Source organism: Sphingobacterium sp. BIGb0165 (genome assembly GCF_024810095.1).
Classification (GTDB): Bacteria; Bacteroidota; Bacteroidia; order Sphingobacteriales; family Sphingobacteriaceae; genus Sphingobacterium; species Sphingobacterium detergens.
The window spans coordinates 94989-111662 of sequence record NZ_JANUEB010000012.1 but is presented as its reverse complement, the minus strand read 5'-3'; the positions used below and the strand labels follow the sequence as shown (position 1 = coordinate 111662).

The 16674-nt window shown below is 37.7% G+C and carries 18 protein-coding genes; 14 read left to right on the top strand and 4 right to left on the bottom strand.

Translation table 11 applies throughout. The annotated features are described in order from the left end of the window. Positions 1-143 precede the first annotated feature (143 nt). Complete coding sequence (locus M2408_RS24815) at positions 144-1025, top strand: DUF4097 domain-containing protein (protein ID WP_259187258.1); 882 nt, start codon at positions 144-146, stop codon at positions 1023-1025. 122 nt (positions 1026-1147) lie between these two features. On the opposite strand, the gene M2408_RS24810 is transcribed toward M2408_RS24815, so the two are convergent. From M2408_RS24810 to M2408_RS24800, 3 genes are all read right to left on the bottom strand, one after another. Then, entirely contained in the window at positions 1148-1855 is a 708-nt protein-coding gene (locus M2408_RS24810; RefSeq protein WP_259187257.1) for a bifunctional 2-polyprenyl-6-hydroxyphenol methylase/3-demethylubiquinol 3-O-methyltransferase UbiG, read from the bottom strand. Beyond that, positions 1842-3023 (bottom strand): nicotinate phosphoribosyltransferase, encoded by a 1182-nt coding sequence (gene pncB, locus M2408_RS24805; protein WP_259187256.1) that lies wholly within the window; start codon positions 3021-3023, stop codon positions 1842-1844. Before pncB ends, M2408_RS24810 begins: the two co-directional genes overlap by 14 nt. 292 nt (positions 3024-3315) lie before the next feature. Next, positions 3316-4905: a DUF6600 domain-containing protein gene (locus tag M2408_RS24800; RefSeq protein WP_259187255.1), complete on the bottom strand. Its 1590-nt coding sequence runs from the start codon at positions 4903-4905 to the stop codon at positions 3316-3318. A gap of 256 nt (positions 4906-5161) precedes the next feature. On the opposite strand from M2408_RS24800, the gene M2408_RS24795 reads away from it, so the two are divergent. The 6 genes from M2408_RS24795 (at position 5162) to M2408_RS24770 (ending at position 9258) form a co-directional block, all read left to right on the top strand. Next, positions 5162-5920: an ABC transporter permease gene (locus M2408_RS24795; RefSeq protein ID WP_077438387.1), complete on the top strand. Its 759-nt coding sequence runs from the start codon at positions 5162-5164 to the stop codon at positions 5918-5920. Positions 5921-5926: 6 nt separating this feature from the next. Further along, positions 5927-6700, top strand: coding sequence for an ABC transporter ATP-binding protein (locus tag M2408_RS24790; RefSeq protein ID WP_259187254.1), 774 nt, complete (start codon positions 5927-5929; stop codon positions 6698-6700). A gap of 5 nt (positions 6701-6705) precedes the next feature. Continuing rightward, entirely contained in the window at positions 6706-7710 is a 1005-nt protein-coding gene (locus tag M2408_RS24785) for an MlaD family protein (protein ID WP_259187253.1), read from the top strand. 117 nt (positions 7711-7827) lie between these two features. Further along, positions 7828-8529 (top strand): RluA family pseudouridine synthase, encoded by a 702-nt coding sequence (locus M2408_RS24780; RefSeq protein ID WP_259187252.1) that lies wholly within the window; start codon positions 7828-7830, stop codon positions 8527-8529. 27 nt (positions 8530-8556) lie between these two features. After that, positions 8557-8820, top strand: a complete 264-nt coding sequence (locus M2408_RS24775; protein WP_259187251.1) for a hypothetical protein — start codon at positions 8557-8559, stop codon at positions 8818-8820. A gap of 30 nt (positions 8821-8850) precedes the next feature. Continuing rightward, positions 8851-9258 (top strand): DUF983 domain-containing protein, encoded by a 408-nt coding sequence (locus M2408_RS24770; protein ID WP_259187250.1) that lies wholly within the window; start codon positions 8851-8853, stop codon positions 9256-9258. 50 nt (positions 9259-9308) lie between these two features. Here M2408_RS24770 and M2408_RS24765 read toward each other — a convergent pair whose 3' ends face one another. Then, positions 9309-9599: a DUF4286 family protein gene (locus M2408_RS24765; RefSeq protein ID WP_120259911.1), complete on the bottom strand. Its 291-nt coding sequence runs from the start codon at positions 9597-9599 to the stop codon at positions 9309-9311. 183 nt (positions 9600-9782) lie between these two features. Here M2408_RS24765 and M2408_RS24760 point away from each other — a divergent pair, with 183 nt between their 5' ends. The 7 genes from M2408_RS24760 to M2408_RS24730 all read left to right on the top strand — a co-directional run bounded on the left by M2408_RS24760 (position 9783) and on the right by M2408_RS24730 (position 16666). Then, the gene (locus M2408_RS24760) at positions 9783-11624 is read left to right on the top strand and encodes a S9 family peptidase (RefSeq protein WP_259187249.1); all 1842 of its coding nucleotides are present in this window, start codon (positions 9783-9785) and stop codon (positions 11622-11624) included. Positions 11625-11633: 9 nt separating this feature from the next. Then, positions 11634-13292 (top strand): sensor histidine kinase KdpD, encoded by a 1659-nt coding sequence (locus M2408_RS24755; protein WP_259187248.1) that lies wholly within the window; start codon positions 11634-11636, stop codon positions 13290-13292. A 15-nt stretch (positions 13293-13307) separates the two neighbouring features. After that, on the top strand, positions 13308-14006 hold the full coding sequence (locus M2408_RS24750) for a response regulator transcription factor (protein WP_077438378.1): 699 nt from the start codon (positions 13308-13310) through the stop codon (positions 14004-14006). Between the two features lie 144 nt (positions 14007-14150). Continuing rightward, positions 14151-14624, top strand: a complete 474-nt coding sequence (gene greA / locus M2408_RS24745) for a transcription elongation factor GreA (protein ID WP_108635709.1) — start codon at positions 14151-14153, stop codon at positions 14622-14624. 283 nt (positions 14625-14907) lie between these two features. Further along, positions 14908-15324, top strand: a complete 417-nt coding sequence (locus M2408_RS24740; RefSeq protein WP_108635710.1) for an HIT family protein — start codon at positions 14908-14910, stop codon at positions 15322-15324. Positions 15325-15464: 140 nt separating this feature from the next. Next, entirely contained in the window at positions 15465-16115 is a 651-nt protein-coding gene (locus tag M2408_RS24735; RefSeq protein ID WP_120259914.1) for a DedA family protein, read from the top strand. 8 nt (positions 16116-16123) lie between these two features. Next, positions 16124-16666 carry an inorganic diphosphatase gene (locus tag M2408_RS24730; protein WP_120259915.1) on the top strand — a complete coding sequence of 181 codons (543 nt, stop codon included), beginning with the start codon at positions 16124-16126 and terminating at the stop codon, positions 16664-16666. Positions 16667-16674: the final 8 nt, after the last annotated feature.

The window sequence follows — 16674 nt, the reverse complement described above, 5'->3', positions numbered from 1 at the left end:
AATAATATATACGATGAAGCTGTAGAGACGTGCTAAGCTAATGGAATAAACCTCCAGGCTTCATCACCTTAATAAAAACAAAAGGGGCTTGTGAGCTCATAAATACCATTGAAAAAATGGACTAGACAGTAATAATTATGAAGATGAAAAAGATAAGAATAATGATTATGGGAATGGCACTGCTCTTTGCTAATGCATTGCAGGCCCAAATAACGGAGAATGCAGAAAACGCCGTTCCGCCAAAGGCACCTAGACCTCCTAAGACAATGAGAATGCCTTATGGTGATAGTGAGAAGAGAGTTTGGAAAGAAATTAAAGTCCCCAATGTTGGTGAGAAGCTATTACTGAAATTTGACAATGTTTCTATTGAAGGCTATAACGGAAAAGATGTTGTGATTACAGCAAAGGTGGAGGAGCAGGAAGAGAACGACCGGGCTAAAGGCTTGCGTGTGGTCAATGGTTCTGGCTTGTCCGATAATTCGGGAATGGGAATGAACATTCAAAATATTGCTGGTGTTACGGAAATCAGTATGGTTGGAATGCCATTGGAAGATTCTGTGCATGTTCGGGTTCCTTTTGATCTATCGATTAGTGTAAAAGGTGGCCATGGAGGGCTCTTTAATGGCGGGGGTATTGAAATAAAAGATATTAAAGCCGAGGTTGAGATCTCTAGTACAATGGGGGATGTTAAGGTGATCAATGTCACTGGGCCGCTCAATGTGAAAGTCGCCCAAGGAGATGTTGTTGCTAAGTTTGTGCAGCCAGTCAGAGGACCTATTTCACTCATCGCAGCAATGGGTGCGGTAGACGTAGCCTTCCCCGTAAAATTCGGCGCTAACGTAGATATGAAGACCTCAATGGGTAATATTTATGCTGCGGATGAATTTCAATTTGAAAAGCCTGTTGAGGAACCTAAAAGTACCTACAATATGTCAAATACGGTGAAAGGGAAAATGAATGGTGGCGGACAGGATGTGATCTTGAAAACTTCTATGGGGGATATTTATATTAGAACCCAAAAATAGTATGTGAAGTCCTGAAATAGGTAGGCTATTTTTTGATTCACAAAAAACCTTAAATACTTGTTCGGTTATTTAAGGTTTTTTTGTGCGTTTTTTGTTCTAAGTAATGCCTTGAAATAGTTAGATTATTTTTTTGGTTCCATACGAACTAAATATTGATCATGTTCATCTTCATATAGAATCTGAACAACCCAGCCTAATTCATGGGCTATTTTGATCAGCTTATCCTGATCTAGATAAAGCCATTTGAAGGGATTTCCCTTTTGTCCTTTATATTCGTATTGATATTGAATCTCCCCAAAATAATGGTTTGGTTTTTGGATGTTATAATCTTCGTAGAGATAACCGATATCGGATGAATCAAAAATAAGCTGCCCCCTATCGGTCAGGAGCTCTTTACTATGCTGCAACAGCTTTTTAAAACCGTCAATGTCGCCAGCGATGCCTACGCCATTCATGAGAAACAAAAGTGTATCATACTTTTGTCCACTGAATTCATAGAAATCTTGGCATATGATATGTTGCACACCACGCTGTTGCATGATATGACAAGCTGTTTGCGATATTTCCAGCGCATCGACCTCAAATCCCTTTTCTTGTAGATATAAGCTGTGACTGCCTACGCCGGCCCCCACATCCAATACCCGACCGTCACAGAGCGATAATCCGATGAATTCCAGTTCTGGAAAATCGTCAGCATCCCTGAAGAAAACTTCTACAGGCATTTCGTCTTGGTCGCCATAGCTTGTATGCAGTATTAAAGGGAATTTTTCTTCTTGATGGATAAAGTAATCATCCAGGGCCTCACCATATACGTCTCTATAAATTGTCATTATCAATCATTAATACTTTTTTTGCGATATAGATAGAATCTTCATCACCCGTGTGCTTCATAGGTTCATCGGATAGTTTGATGACTGGGGTCCATTGATCATCTTCGGGAAGAGCATCGGTCATTTTGATGACAATATTCATGGGTCTAAGTCCTACATCGTTTGTAAAGTTGGTCCCCACACCAAATGAGTGTAATATTTTGCCCTCGCAGTAACTTGCAATTCTTTCGACCTTGTCGTAATCCAGACCATCGGAAAATATAATTGTCTTTGACAATGGATCGATACCATTTTTCTTGTAGTGTGCAATAACCTTGTCTGTAAACTCTAGTGGGTCACCACTGTCGTGACGTACTCCGTCAAATAATTTGGTAAGCTTTTTATCGAATTGCTGAAAGAAAACTTCCGTTGTATAGGTGTCAGAAAGCGCAATTCCAAGATCACCGCGATAAACATCCGACCAGTGTTCCAATCCTAATAGGTTTGCCATTTTGTATCCATATTTTGCCGCATGAAACATAAACCATTCGTGCGCATGGGTACCAATTGGTTTGGTTTCATATTTCATGGCCAGGTGAACATTGCTGGTTCCGATAAAGGTTTTTTCGCCATATTGTTTTAATGTACGGACAACCAAGTCGTGGACTTCATAGGAATGTCTTCTACGGGTGCCAAAATCGGCAATCGTGATATGTAGTTTTTTATATTTTTCGATTTTATCTTTGGCCGTTGCAATAACCTCTTCATCTGATGCGCGGACCAAATCCTGAGATTCATAGAAAAGCTCACAGATCAGTGACATGAGCGGTACCTCCCAAAGAATCGTTCGATACCAATATCCTTCGATAACAACTTCGAGATCGGGACCATCCTGCGTGATTTTTATTTCATCGGGATCGTAACGATAACCTTGTAGAAAATCAAAATAGGTCGGATCAATGTAGGGGCAAGTCCGCGCAAAAAAGGTTTTCTCGGCCTTGGTAAGCCGTAGGTCTGCCATTTCATTTACAGCTTCCTTTAAAAGAATGTCAAATCCTTCCGGAAACTTATGATGTCCCCGATTGATAAAGTGGTAGCGTGCTTTTGCCTTTGGAAATAGCTTGACTACCGCATTCTGCATCGTGAATTTGTAAAAGTCGTTATCTAATATAGAGGTGAATGAAGCCATCTTTATTAATCTGATTTTTGTTTGAAGCCGTAAATTTACTAATTAACATGAAAATGTGCGGATTGTTCATCATAAATAAAACTTTCATGATGACGAAAAATGGAATAGTTTTTTTGAATCACTAAAGAGGGAAAGAAACTCACTAATGGGCAAAGGAGGAAAATACAAATCAATTATTGGGCGGGATGAACCAGAAGTTTCTAATAAGATAAACAGGAATAATAGTAGTTGGGCGAAAAAAACGGGTTCAGTGATGTGCTGACCCGTTTTTTTACTTTATTAATTTGATCTGTTATCGTGTTCTTGAGTTACCTCCTGAACGAGTCGATCCTTCAGATGACCTGGTTCTTGGAGCCGAAGAACTTCCTGTATTCGAGGAACTCGATCTTTCAACTGCGGGAGCTGAGGACCGTGTTCTGGTATTCTCATAGCTTCTGTTTTGCACCGGTTGACTAGGTTGTGATACAGGTTGACTAGAGCGTGATCTGCTGTTGCCAGTGTCATAACTTCTATTTTGCACCGGTTGACTAGGTTGTGATACAGGTTGACTAGGACGTGTTCTAGTGTTGCCAGCATCATAATTTCCATTTCGTTGCGGTATTGTTGTTGGCTGCCCACTACGGGATGAACCTGCGTCACCTGTATTGCTGGTGCCTGTTCTTACTCGTGTATTATAGTCCGAATTTCGGCTGTTGACAACGCCGCCGTTGTCAACAGCATTTCCTTGTCTGGTTCTACTGGTAGAAGTAGGGTTATTCGTATTTGATGGATTCGACTCTCTGCCGGATCGGGTTCTAAAATCGTAATTGTCTGAAGTAGGTGTTGTACCTACATTATTTCTGTTGTTCGAGCTATTGTCTCTTGTGCGTCCATTAGTATTACTAGAGCTACGTGTAGATCCGCTATTATTATTCGCATCATTGCGTGATCTTACCGAAGCATTACCGCTATTGTCAATATATAACTCACGATTTCCAGATCTGGTATTGATGTTATCCCGGTTGGAAATGACACGATTGTTGCGGTCCGAAATTTCACTATTATTACTACGTGTTCGAGTTGAAGCGTCAACAACATTGGTCGGACGTGCAGATGAGCGAGTGTTGCGGTCTACACTTGGACGATACATATTGATTTCGTTTGACCTTGTACGGCTGCTGCTACTGCGCACCGATCCTGGTCGATCTACATTGTTAATACGGTTTACGTTGACAGTTCTACCTGTATAACGTTCGATGTCAGATCTACGCGGGCCGCCCACATAATAGTTATTATTGATGATTGTTGTATTGTTGATGACTGTGGTTCTATTATAAATATTGTTATAATTTCGACGGTTCACATAATATCTATCCATGTTTCGGTTCATAAAATGATTGACCGAAACAAAGGTCCAAAAGTTCATTGGGATATTGACCGAGACGTTGATATTCATGCCCGGACCTAATGGAGCCCAACCATAATAATCATTGCTTTGGCGCCAGTTTACCCATGCTGGCCCCCATTCGTAATCTGGAACCCATCCCCAACCATAACGATCGTTGTAGTTCCATCGGCCATAGTGGAAAGGAGCCCACCCCCAATCGTAATTGGAGACCCATGTGTTACCATAATCTGTCATGGACCAATAACCATTGGTTGCATAAGGTTGGAAGTCTGGCCCGGCATCAGGAATCCAAACATATCCATAGTTTGGATCATTCACCCATTGTCCGTATGGTGAAAGTTCATCATAGAACGTCTGAAATGAAACACCAGAATTGTTATAATTATTATAACCTGTATATCCTCCTCTTTGAGCCATCGTAGTTGTGCAACTTGTAAAAGAAGCAACACCGATTAACCCCAGTACCCAATATTTTATGTTTCCTAAATTTTTCATCTTCGTAATATTTTAAGTAAGACAAAACTCTATGCTATTGTCTTTGTTATTATGACAGCATAACGTATTAAATGGTTTAATTGGTACACTATAAATCTGATTTTTTATATATAAAAGTCAAATTGATGATCTTTTTACATAAACGACAATTTTAGATACATATTTTTTATTTACCTTTACCGCTCGAATTGTTACGTGTTTGTTGAGCATATGAGGTGTTTTATGACACATTAATTTGACATAGACATATTTTTAAATGGCTAAAAAACTTCAGACTTTTTTTCTAGAATTCGCAAACATTCATCGTTTCTTATTACGGTTTTGGCGCGAATTAGTAACTCCACCATATGAATTCAAAGAAATTATACGCCAATGCTATGAAATAGGCTATAAATCTTTGCCTTTGATCAGTTTAACCGGATTTATCGTTGGTTTTGTTTTTACGAAACAATCTCGTCCTTCCTTGGAAGAGTTTGGTGCAACCTCCATGTTGCCATCGCTAATTTCAATTGCGATTGTCCGTGCCTTAGCACCCCTGGTGACAGCTTTGATTGCATCAGGTAAAGTGGGGTCGCAGATTGGGGCCGAGTTAAGTTCGATGAATGTGACTGAGCAGATAGATGCAATGGAGGTGTCAGGTACTAATCCTTATAAATATTTGATTGTAAGTAGAATTTTAGCTACAACTATTGGTATTCCTGTGCTATGTTTTTATGTGGCAGGTATAGGCCTTTTAGGTGGTTATTTGAGTATGATGAGTAAAGATGACTTGAGTTTTTTGAGCTTTTTTACGCAGGTATTTGAAACAATTGCCTTCAAGGATTTAGGCGCTATGGTATTACGTGCCGTTATATTTGGCTTTACTATTGGGGCTGTAAGTTGCTATTGTGGTTATTTTTCCTCTAAAGGTACAGAAGGAGTAGGTAAGGCAGCCAATGCGGCCGTGGTTGCTTCGATGTTTCTTGTCTTTATTGAGGAGATCATTATTGTTCAGATTTTGTCGTTCTTTGGATAGTGGTATATGGAAAAGGCTAAAGTAAATATAGATCATTCTCAATCGGTCATTGAAATCAGAAATGTGAGTAAATCTTTTGGGGATAACCATGTACTCAAGGAGGTTAACCTAGATTTATATAAAGAGGAAAATCTTGTTGTGTTAGGACGTTCGGGTACCGGTAAATCAGTTTTGATCAAGTTGATTTCGGGATTATTAAAGCCTGATGAAGGAACAATTGATGTATTGGGTGAATCTGTTACCTCATTAAATGACCGTGAGTTGCGTGAATTACGATTGAAAATTGGTTTTTCTTTCCAGAATAGTGCACTCTATGATAGTATGACGGTTCGTGAGAATTTGGAGTTTCCATTGGTGAGAAATAAACGAAATCTCACACGATCTGAGATTAATCATGCTGTGGAGGAAGTGTTGGATGGTGTAGGTTTATCTCAGGCCATCAACCAAATGCCATCTGAATTGTCGGGAGGTCAACGTAAGCGGATTGGTATCGCGCGTACCTTGATCCTTCGGCCCGAGATCATGATGTATGATGAACCTACAGCGGGTCTCGATCCAATCACCTGTTTGGATATCAATGGATTGATCAATGAGGTTCAGGAGCGGTATAAGACATCATCAATTATTATTACACATGATTTGGCCTGTGCGAAGGAAGTAGGTGATCGTATTGTAATGCTATTGGATGGTAAGTTTGAAAGGCAGGGGTCTTTTGAAGAAATTTTTGATACAGATGACGCACGTGTTAAAGCGTTTTATAATTATAATTTTATTCTATAATATACATGAGTAAGGCAGAAAATAAAAGAGCAATCATTGTTGGTATTTTTGTTTTTTTAGGCGTATTGATTCTTTTGGCCGGGATTTTTATTTTAGGCAGTCAACAAAAGAAATTTACAAGAAACATCGAGATCGCGACTTCATTTCCTGATGTTGCGGGATTGAAAGTAGGAAGTAATGTTTGGTTTTCTGGAGTTAAAGTGGGGATCATTAAAAATATCCACTTTAAAAGTGTACAGGATGTCGAAGTTGTTTTAACTATTGAAGAGAAATCTGCGGAATATATTCGCAAAGATGCTGTCACAAAATTGGGCTCTGATGGATTGATTGGTAATAAAATTGTTGTTATTACTGGGGGGTCTCAAAATGCACCTACTGTGGAAACTGGTGATTTTTTAAGATCAGCGAAAACTGCAGACATGGAGGCCATGATGGAAACATTGCAGGTAAATAACGAAAACTTGGCTAAGATTACGACAGACTTTGTCGAGATATCACGTGGTTTGGCTGATGGTAAAGGTATGGTTGGAGCAATGTTGACCGATACAGCGATGGTGAATACATTACGTGCGAGTTTACTGTCCATCAGTGCTGCAATGAATAATGCCAATAAAGCATCTGCAAATTTGGTTACATTAACAAATTCGCTGAACAGCAATAAAGGGTTGATCCACGATCTGACTACCGATACTGCTATCTTTTCAAATTTGCGTCAGTCTGCAGCGCAGTTGCAGGGGGTTTCGCAGACTGCAAATGCATTGATTAATAACTTGAATAATGCCTCTAGTCGATTGAACGATAAAGACAATGCGGTCGGAGTCTTATTGAATGATCCTGCTTCAGCAAATCAAATTAAGTCAGCCATTAATAATCTAAATTCTAGTACTGAAAAGTTGGATGAAAATATGGAAGCTTTGCAACATAATTTCTTGTTACGAGGCTTCTTTAAGAAAAAAATGAAAGAGAACGCTAAAAAAGCAGAAGCGCTTAAGACAGATAGTGCACAATAAGGTTTAGTAAGAAGATATGAAAAGGCTTTACGCTTGCGTAGGGCCTTTTTTTCGGTATTTCAATCCGATTATTTTAGATAATAACAGAGGTTTGAGTAACCTTTTAGTATAGAAGAAATGAATAAATCTGAAATTACAGATAAAGAGGTAATCTTTGAAGATAATCATCTGATAGCGATTAATAAAAAGGCGGGTGATATAGTGCAGGTTGACGAAACTAGGGATCTTTCATTGGAGGATATGGTGAAGATCTATCTGAAAAAGAAATATGACAAGCCCAATGATGCTTATGTTGGTGTTATACACCGTCTAGATAGACCTGTGAGTGGCATGATTCTTTTCGCGAAGACAAGTAAAGCCCTCGAACGTATGAATAAGTTCTTTCAAGACCGGATGGTGAAAAAAACTTATTTTGCAATCGTGCGGCAACGCCCACGTAATGCTGAAGGTAAATTGATCAACTGGTTAATTCGAAATAGACAGACAAGAGTAACGAAAGCATTTCCGCGTGAAGTGAAAGGCGGTACCTACGCTGAATTGGACTATGCAATAGTGGGTGAATTAAATGGATTCTACCTCTTGCGGGTTGAACCCTTAACAGGTCGTACACATCAGATACGAGCGCAGTTGGCAGCAATGGGTTGTCCTATTGTTGGCGATAACAAATACGGGTATCCAAGAGGAAGTTCAATGGGAAGTATCTGTTTGCACTCACGATCGTTAGCGTTTACACATCCCATAAAAAAAGAAAAGATGGAATTGGTGGCCTCATTGCCGCAAGATGGTTTTTGGGACAAATTTGAAGTATTGGTGGGCTAATCGCTAAATTTTCAGTAACTTTGGACTATGAAATGGTTTAGATATCTACTCGTAATATTTACCCTAAGCTGCTCGGCAGTATCTATTTCTCAAGCACAATGTGCAATGTGTACATTGACTGCTGAGAATTCTACCAAAGACGGTAATATGCAAGGACGAGGGTTGAATGATGGAATCCTATTTTTATTGGTGATTCCCTATTTGGCAGCAGCAGGACTCGGGTATCTATGGTATAAGAAATACCGTAAAAAGAATCCTCCAACAAAGAAATTTATTAACGAGATAAAGTAGAATCTGATGCCAACATCTAAATTTCACGCAATGATACATTCCAAATGTCCTAGATGTCATGTTGGAAAAGTATTTGAAGGAAAGGTCTATAGCCTACGGAAGCAGCAGATGAATGACGTTTGCCCGCATTGCGGTGTTAAATATGAAGTTGAGCCGGGCTATTTTTATGCGGCGATGTATGTCAGTTATGCTCTTTCTGTTGCTGAGATTGTATCTGTATCTGTCGCTATTGCAATTTTAACCGGAAGTGAGTCTCCTTGGTTCTATTTGGTTGGCTTGGCGGTTACTATTTTAGTTTTTGCTCCCTTTAATTTTAGGTACGCCCGATTGATCCTATTACATTTCTTGACGCCTAAAATAAGTTATGATCCACGCTATGAATTAGCTTTGGAAATTGGTGAAAAGGATCAGGAATCCAAGGGAAATAAGATGAATTAAGAATTTTAGTTTGTATAAATACTTAAAAAAATAAAGAGCTCTAGAGCTCTTTATTTTTTTAAGTATTTCATTGTACTGTCGAAAAGGAAAACTTTGTCCTTGTACAGCTCTGAAATAAATTGTTGTAATGGTATCAAATGTACCTGTTGGAAGTCTGCAATATGTTCTTCTGAAGGTAAAACTACTTGGATGCAATAAGTCATTCCTTCATGGGGTGACTGGAGCATTTCGAGGAAATGCACTTGAAATTTTTGGGATTGCACGATATTATCCTGAATCCAAGAAACGATGTCATTGTGGATCGTTTCTTCTGCTATAACAGAGACGTTGTATAAAAACATAAACAAAAATACGGTTTTATACGCTATTTTTGAATATTACGTTTAATTACTATATCTTGTAAAAATAAGGTTGCATTGACTGCAATTTGGTATTTAATTACAATATTTGAGTTAATTGATAAGGACGCATTTGGGATTATGAGGTTGCAATTTTGGACTGTTTTATTTTTTTGTGCTTTGACTATGTTGGGATGCCAACAACATAAGGTTGATCCTATACCCATCAATCAATTCTTTTCCACACCTGAAAAATCAAATTTTAAGATTTCCCCTAATGGTCGGTTTATTGCCTATATCGGAATGGACAATCATTGCAAAAATATCTATTTGATTGATTTGAAGCATCAGGATAGCTCTAAGCAATTAACCTATCAGAATGATATCAATGTAAAATCTTTTGCCTGGAATAACGATTCTAAGATTTCTTTTTTGACAGAACAATCTTCCCAAGATAGTTTGCGTTTGTATGCTGTGGATATTAACACCGAAAAAATCTGGGCACTAATTAAACCTGTTCGTGCGCGGTTTAGATGGATTCATTCGACGGTGTCCGGTGGAGAGGGCTTTGTTGCGGGGATTAATGATCGTGATTCCTCTTTTTTTGATCTATATCGTATTTATTTGGATGGTCGACCACGTGAATTGATCTTACAAAATCCAGGTAATATGAGCTCCTGGATTGCTTCTAATGATGGACAGATACGTTTGGCTATTGCAAACGATTCCGTACAACAATCTGTTCTTTTCCGTCCTTCTGAGAAAGAACCTTTCAAGGAGGTCATACGTTGTGATGTAGAAAGCAGTTTCACTCCGCTGGGATATAAAGACAGTTCAAATAGTATTATCTATGCACTATCGAATATAAACCGTGATAAATTGGCCTTGGTAAGTTATGATCTGATCAATGAAAGGGAACTAGGCGAGCTTTTTAGCCATAAAGAGGTTGACATGAGCCCAGGAGGTTATTTTCCGGAGCTAAATCGCTTGTTGTTTGTGAATTATACAACCTCCAGGCAAAGCAGGCATTTCTTCGATGAGCAGACAAAACGGAAATATGATGAATTGTCTAAGCAGATTGATGGTTTTGAATTCCAAGTTCTTAATACCGATGCTTCAGGCGAAAAAGTGATTATTAAAACTTATACAGATGTTAATCCTGGTGGAATTTATTTTTATGATTTTACCACAAAAAAACTGACCAAATTAACCGATAATAATTCTGATCTTAAAGACAAGGAGTTGTCTCCAAATGAGTTTATTACTTATAAAGCGAGAGACGGTGTAGAGATATCTGGATACTTGACCTATCCGGTTCATTCCAATCGAAAAGATCTTCCAATGGTGGTATTGCCACATGATGGGCCAAATGGGCGTGAGGTGTGGGGCTTTGATAATGAGGCACAGTTTTTGGCAAACAGAGGATATTTGGTTTTTCAGATGAACTATAGGGGTTCAACAGGATTCGGGAAAAAGTTTTGGACAGCAGGTTTTAAAGAATGGGGCGGAAAAATTCAAGATGACATTACTGATGGAGTGAAGTGGCTGATCAAAGAGGGGATAGCGGATAAGAATCGTGTCGCTATTGTCGGAAAGGGATTTGGGGGATACTCTGCGCTTCATGCTGCTTGTTTCAATTCGGATCTTTATAAATGTGCGGTTTCTTATTCGGGATATACAAACCTATTCACCTATTTTAGAGACATTCCACCTTATTTTAAATCTTATGTACAGAAGATGTATCAGATCGTTGGTAACCCTATCAGGGAGGCGGAGCTGTTTAAAAATATATCGCCTGTTTTTCATTCCGATAAAGTAAGGATCCCTGTGTTGTTGGTTCAAGGTGGAAAAGATCGGTTTAGTTCTGTGACGGATGCGAATCAATTTGTTCAGAAGTTAAAGAACAATAATGTTCCTGTACAGTATTTTCTCAAGGAGGATGAAGATAGGACCTTTAAAAAAGATGAGAATGTATTTGGCTATTATAATGAGCTGGAGCGGTTTTTGGCAAAATATCTAGCAGACTAGAGGCAGCATATGAAAGCAGAAAAATACAGCTATCGAAAAAACTACGGATTATTGTTGATGTTTTTTATCGTCATCAGTGGCCTTTATATTTTTGCGCTTTTTCTATCTAGAAATTATACTGAATCGCATATAAAAAATGAATTTACGAATAGAAAATCTGAAATTTTTGATCAGACACTGATTCCCTTTAATGACTTTTTTCAAAATAGAATCCCCGAGGTGTCTTTTTACCAAGGTTTTCTGGATTCTGTACAAGCAGGGAAATATGCATATAGTATTTTAAGTTCTTATCCTTTTGTACGTGAAATAGGTTTTTTTGATCTGCAATTCAATAATGATCATAATCTGAACTATGGTTTTATCGTTAATAACCTGCGGATTCAACCCAAAACCATTACCTTTTTTACGGTGTCCCGATCGGGATTGAATAAAAATACAATTCTCGACCGTGCTCAAATGGGGTTACATTCTGAGGAAATTAATAATATTGGGGTTAAACTTGCCACTTATATTGATAAGCTTCAGGCAAATGCGAAGCTTTCTGATAAGGATATTTTAAAGGTATTTTATACGATCAGGCCGGGCCAGATTACGTATTTAAATATACCCAGGGTTAATGATTTGATTGTTTATAAATCCATTATGGAAGGGAATCTGGATCATACTGTCGGCTATGAACAGGATATGTTCAACTTTCAGATTGACCCAATGTATTTGGAGGTGAAAAATAGTTATACAAATCTTTATGAAAAGGTAGCGATTGTGCCATTGGTGGGCGCGCCAATTACACCTGAGGACGATGAAATTTCAACAGAAATGCCATTGCCAGGAGCTTTGGCTGATTATAAATTGCTTTTCAGATCGAGTAAAAGTTTCCTTTCGGAAGAAATAAATCGTAGTTTTTGGCCTGTATTAGGTGGTATTTCATTGATTTACATTATTTTAATAGCAATTCTATATTTAATTTATAGAAATTTAGAAATTAACGGGAGACTTTTTAAATTGCAATATGATTTTATCAACAATTTGACTCACGAGTTTAAAACACCTGTTAGTGTAATAAAAATTGCGGGAAATAATATTAAGAGTGCACAAATACTTTCCGACGAGGAAAGGAAAATGTATGGTAATATATTGGACCAGGAGGCCGATCGACTCAATAATTTAATGAATAAATTATTGTCTTTTAGCCAGATTGAAAATAAAACCATTAAATTAAACAAAGAAGAGGTCGATCTGGAGGAATTTACCGAAAATCTGGTTGCTTCTTCAAGAATAAAATATGCTGACTTTAAAATTAGCACAAAAATTGATGTAAGAACATCGATGCTGGCAGATCCAGTGTTATTGAGTAGCGTGTTTCAAAACATGATAGACAATGCCTATAAGTATTCGAAAGCAGGGCATAAAATCTTGGATATTACGATACAACAAAATAAGAAGAATTTTGTTATCACTTTTAAGGACGAAGGGATTGGGATAGAGAAGGCGGAGTTTAACAATATCTTCAAAAAGTTTTATAGAATAAAAAGTCAATATAATCAGCAAGGAAGTATTGGTTTAGGTTTGGCTTTCTGTAAGGAAATCACTGAGTTTATAGGTGGAGACATTACAGTCAAAAGTCAATTGGGGCAAGGCACTACCTTTACGTTGGTATTTCCGGTTTAAAAAATAAATTTAAATATGAATAAAGACATCACTGTTGCTGTTATTGAAGATGATGAGAACTTACGTTTCTTGGTAAAACATCGATTAGAATCTGAAGGCTATCAAGTCATCCAAAGCGGAAATGGGAATGAAGCAGAAAGTTTAATCTTGGAAAAGAGGCCCGATGTGGTCCTGTTAGATTGGATGCTCCCTGGAAAAGAAGGTAATGAGATCTGCGAAGATGTCCGTAAAGCAGGATTTGAGAATATCATTATTATGATGACCGCTAAATCCCAGGATGTGGACAAGATTGAAGCTTATAGTTTTGGTGTGACGGACTATATCAGTAAGCCGTTTAATATGGACGTGTTGATTGCTATGATAGATAATAAGGTGAAGTTTTTTCTGCCTAAAAATAGTCCAGAGATCTACAAGTTTGGGCAGACAGAGCACCATCCGAATATCCATTCATTAATACGTGATGGCAAAAAGGTTGAACTAACCATTCTGGAAAATAGGATTTTATTACATTTCCTTCAAAATTTGGGTCGGGAGATTACACGTGAGGAGTTGATGGAAGTGGTATGGGGCTATAGTTCAAATGTAAATACACGCACATTGGATATGCATGTTGTGCGTCTGCGGAAAAAGATCGAAACAAACCCTGATAAACCACATTATCTGCAAACGGTGAGAGGGTTGGGCTATAAATTTGTTGACGAAGAGGAGATTTGATTATATTTGATGGATAAGAATTTGTTTTGTTGAAAACAATTATTATCTTCGTATAGATTGAAAGCGAGACCATGTTTCCCGACGAGGGTAATATGGTCTTGTTTCTTTTTTAAAAATGTAGAAAATAAGAAAAAAGATAAAATTATGGCAGAAGTAACTTATTTTACGGAAGAAGGATTGCGTAAGCTGAAAGAGGAACTAGCTTATCTGAAGACGGAAGGAAGATCTAAAATTGCCAATGCAATTGCAGAGGCTAGGGACAAAGGTGATTTGTCTGAAAATGCGGAGTATGATGCTGCTAAAGAAGCTCAGGGGCTTCATGAAGCTAAAATTGCCAATTTGGAAAACACGTTGGCTACAGCTCGCTTGATTGATGAATCCAAGTTGGATACATCGAAAGTATTGGCTTTGTCAATTGTTAAGATCAAAAATAAAAAAAATGGAGCTGTGATGACTTATCAATTAGTTGCTGAGTCTGAAGCAGATCTTAAATTAGGTAAGATCTCTGTTAAGTCACCAATAGCTCAAGGGTTATTGGGTAAATCGAAAGGTGATACTGCAGAGATTGAAGTGCCTGCAGGTAAGATCGAATTTGAAATTGTAGAAATTTCAAGATAATATATGTCGGTTATGTGCGGTACGCCATAACCGCACATCCACAAATTAACTTTATATTAAGAAGGTCGGGTTCTAGCAATCGCGACCTTTTTTGTTTATATTTGTTGTGAACGTCATATTTATGTTGTTTATGGTCGTTTTTATCAAATGTATTTAGATGGGAAATATTAGACATTAGACTTTCCTTATGCAAGCCGATGGCTGGTACAATCGAAGTCTCAATACTTAATACTAATATCTCAATACGTTATTACAAAAAGAATTTATTCCAATATAGAATAATATGTCAACAATTTTTTCAAAAATCGTTGCTGGAGAGATTCCAGCTTACAAAGTTGCAGAAAGTAATGATTTTCTAGCCTTCTTGGATATCAGTCCTTTGGCAAAAGGTCATGTACTGGTCATCCCTAAGAAAGAAACAGATTACATTTTTGATATCGAAGATGATGAATACATGGCGCTTTGGGTATTTGCGAAAATTGTTGCACAAGGGATAAAAAAGGTGATTCCATGTGTTAAGGTTGGTGTGGCTGTCGTAGGATTGGAGGTCGCGCATGCACATATCCATCTTGTTCCGATCAATAAAATAAGTGACCTAAATTTTGCTGGGCCTAAGTTAAGTCTAGGTGAAGACGAGCTTCATCAGATTGCTGAGACTATCCGTGAGTCCATTATCAGCATAACTGCACAAAATCAATAACAAGATTATATTACACTTGATTTACTTTCGTTTTTTAGAAGAATACTATATTTGTACTTTGTTGTTTTAAAATTATACAGGGATAAAAGTAGGTTTGGATTCTAAAATGAAGAAAACAACATTGATTTTTACTGGAAGTTATGCATGAACTTTTGTTGTCATTTCAACAACTAATGAATCCCGAAGAACTCTTAAGTTCGGGAGGGTTTTATTTAGTTATTTTAATCGTATTTGCCGAAACAGGTCTGTTTTTTGGGTTTTTTCTACCTGGCGATTATTTATTATTTTTAGCGGGATTGTTTTGTGCACTCAATAAGATTGACGTGAGTATTTACACACTTTGTTTGGGCTTGTTGGGGGCAGGAATATTAGGTAATTTTACAGGTTATTGGTTCGGTTATCGAGCCGGTCCGATGTTATTTAAGCGAAAGGATAGTATCATCTTTAAGCGGAAATATGTGGTGATGGCGGAAGAATTTTACCATAAATATGGAGGAACCGCATTAATTATAGGTAGATTTGTCCCAATAGTTCGTACTTTTGCTCCTATCTTTGCGGGTGTTGTAAAATTAGATTTCAAAAAATTCGTTTTATATAACGTCAGTGGAGCTTTAATATGGGTCTTGGTATTGACTCTTTCCGGTTATTTTTTGGGGATGGAGTTCCCATGGATTATCCATTATGTTGAATATGTTGTAGTTGGGATGATCGTGGTCGCATTTTTACCTATTGCAATTACTTTGCTTAAAAAGCGAATAAAAGACAAAAGAAACAAACAAAATATACAGTAAAATAAAAAATGAGTAAACAAAACCCTTGGCACATGGTTTCTCCAGGTGAGAATGTGCCAAATGCCGTAAACGCTATCATTGAGATTACAAACGGATCCAAAGGAAAGTACGAATTAGACAAAGAAACAGGTTTGTTGCTTTTGGACAGAGTAATGAGTTCATCTGTTGTCTATCCTGCCAATTATGGTTTTATTCCACAGACTTATTGCGACGACAAAGATCCTTTGGATATTTTGGTGATTTGCTCGGTTGATATTTTACCTTTAACATTGGTGGAAGCGCAAGTTATTGGTGTGATGAATATGGTTGATGGTGGCGAGCAAGATGATAAAATCATTGCTGTTGCCAAAAATGATCCTGTATTCAATTACATTAAAGACATTGAACAATTGCCGCCACACACAATGAAGGAAATTGTACAATTCTTTGAAAGCTATAAAGCTTTAGAAAAGAAACACGTTATCGTAGAAGGGGTGAAAGGACGTGAAGAAGCACAAAGAATCTTGATAGAGGCTATTGAGTTGTACAAAACAGAATTTGTTAACAAATAACCCCAAGC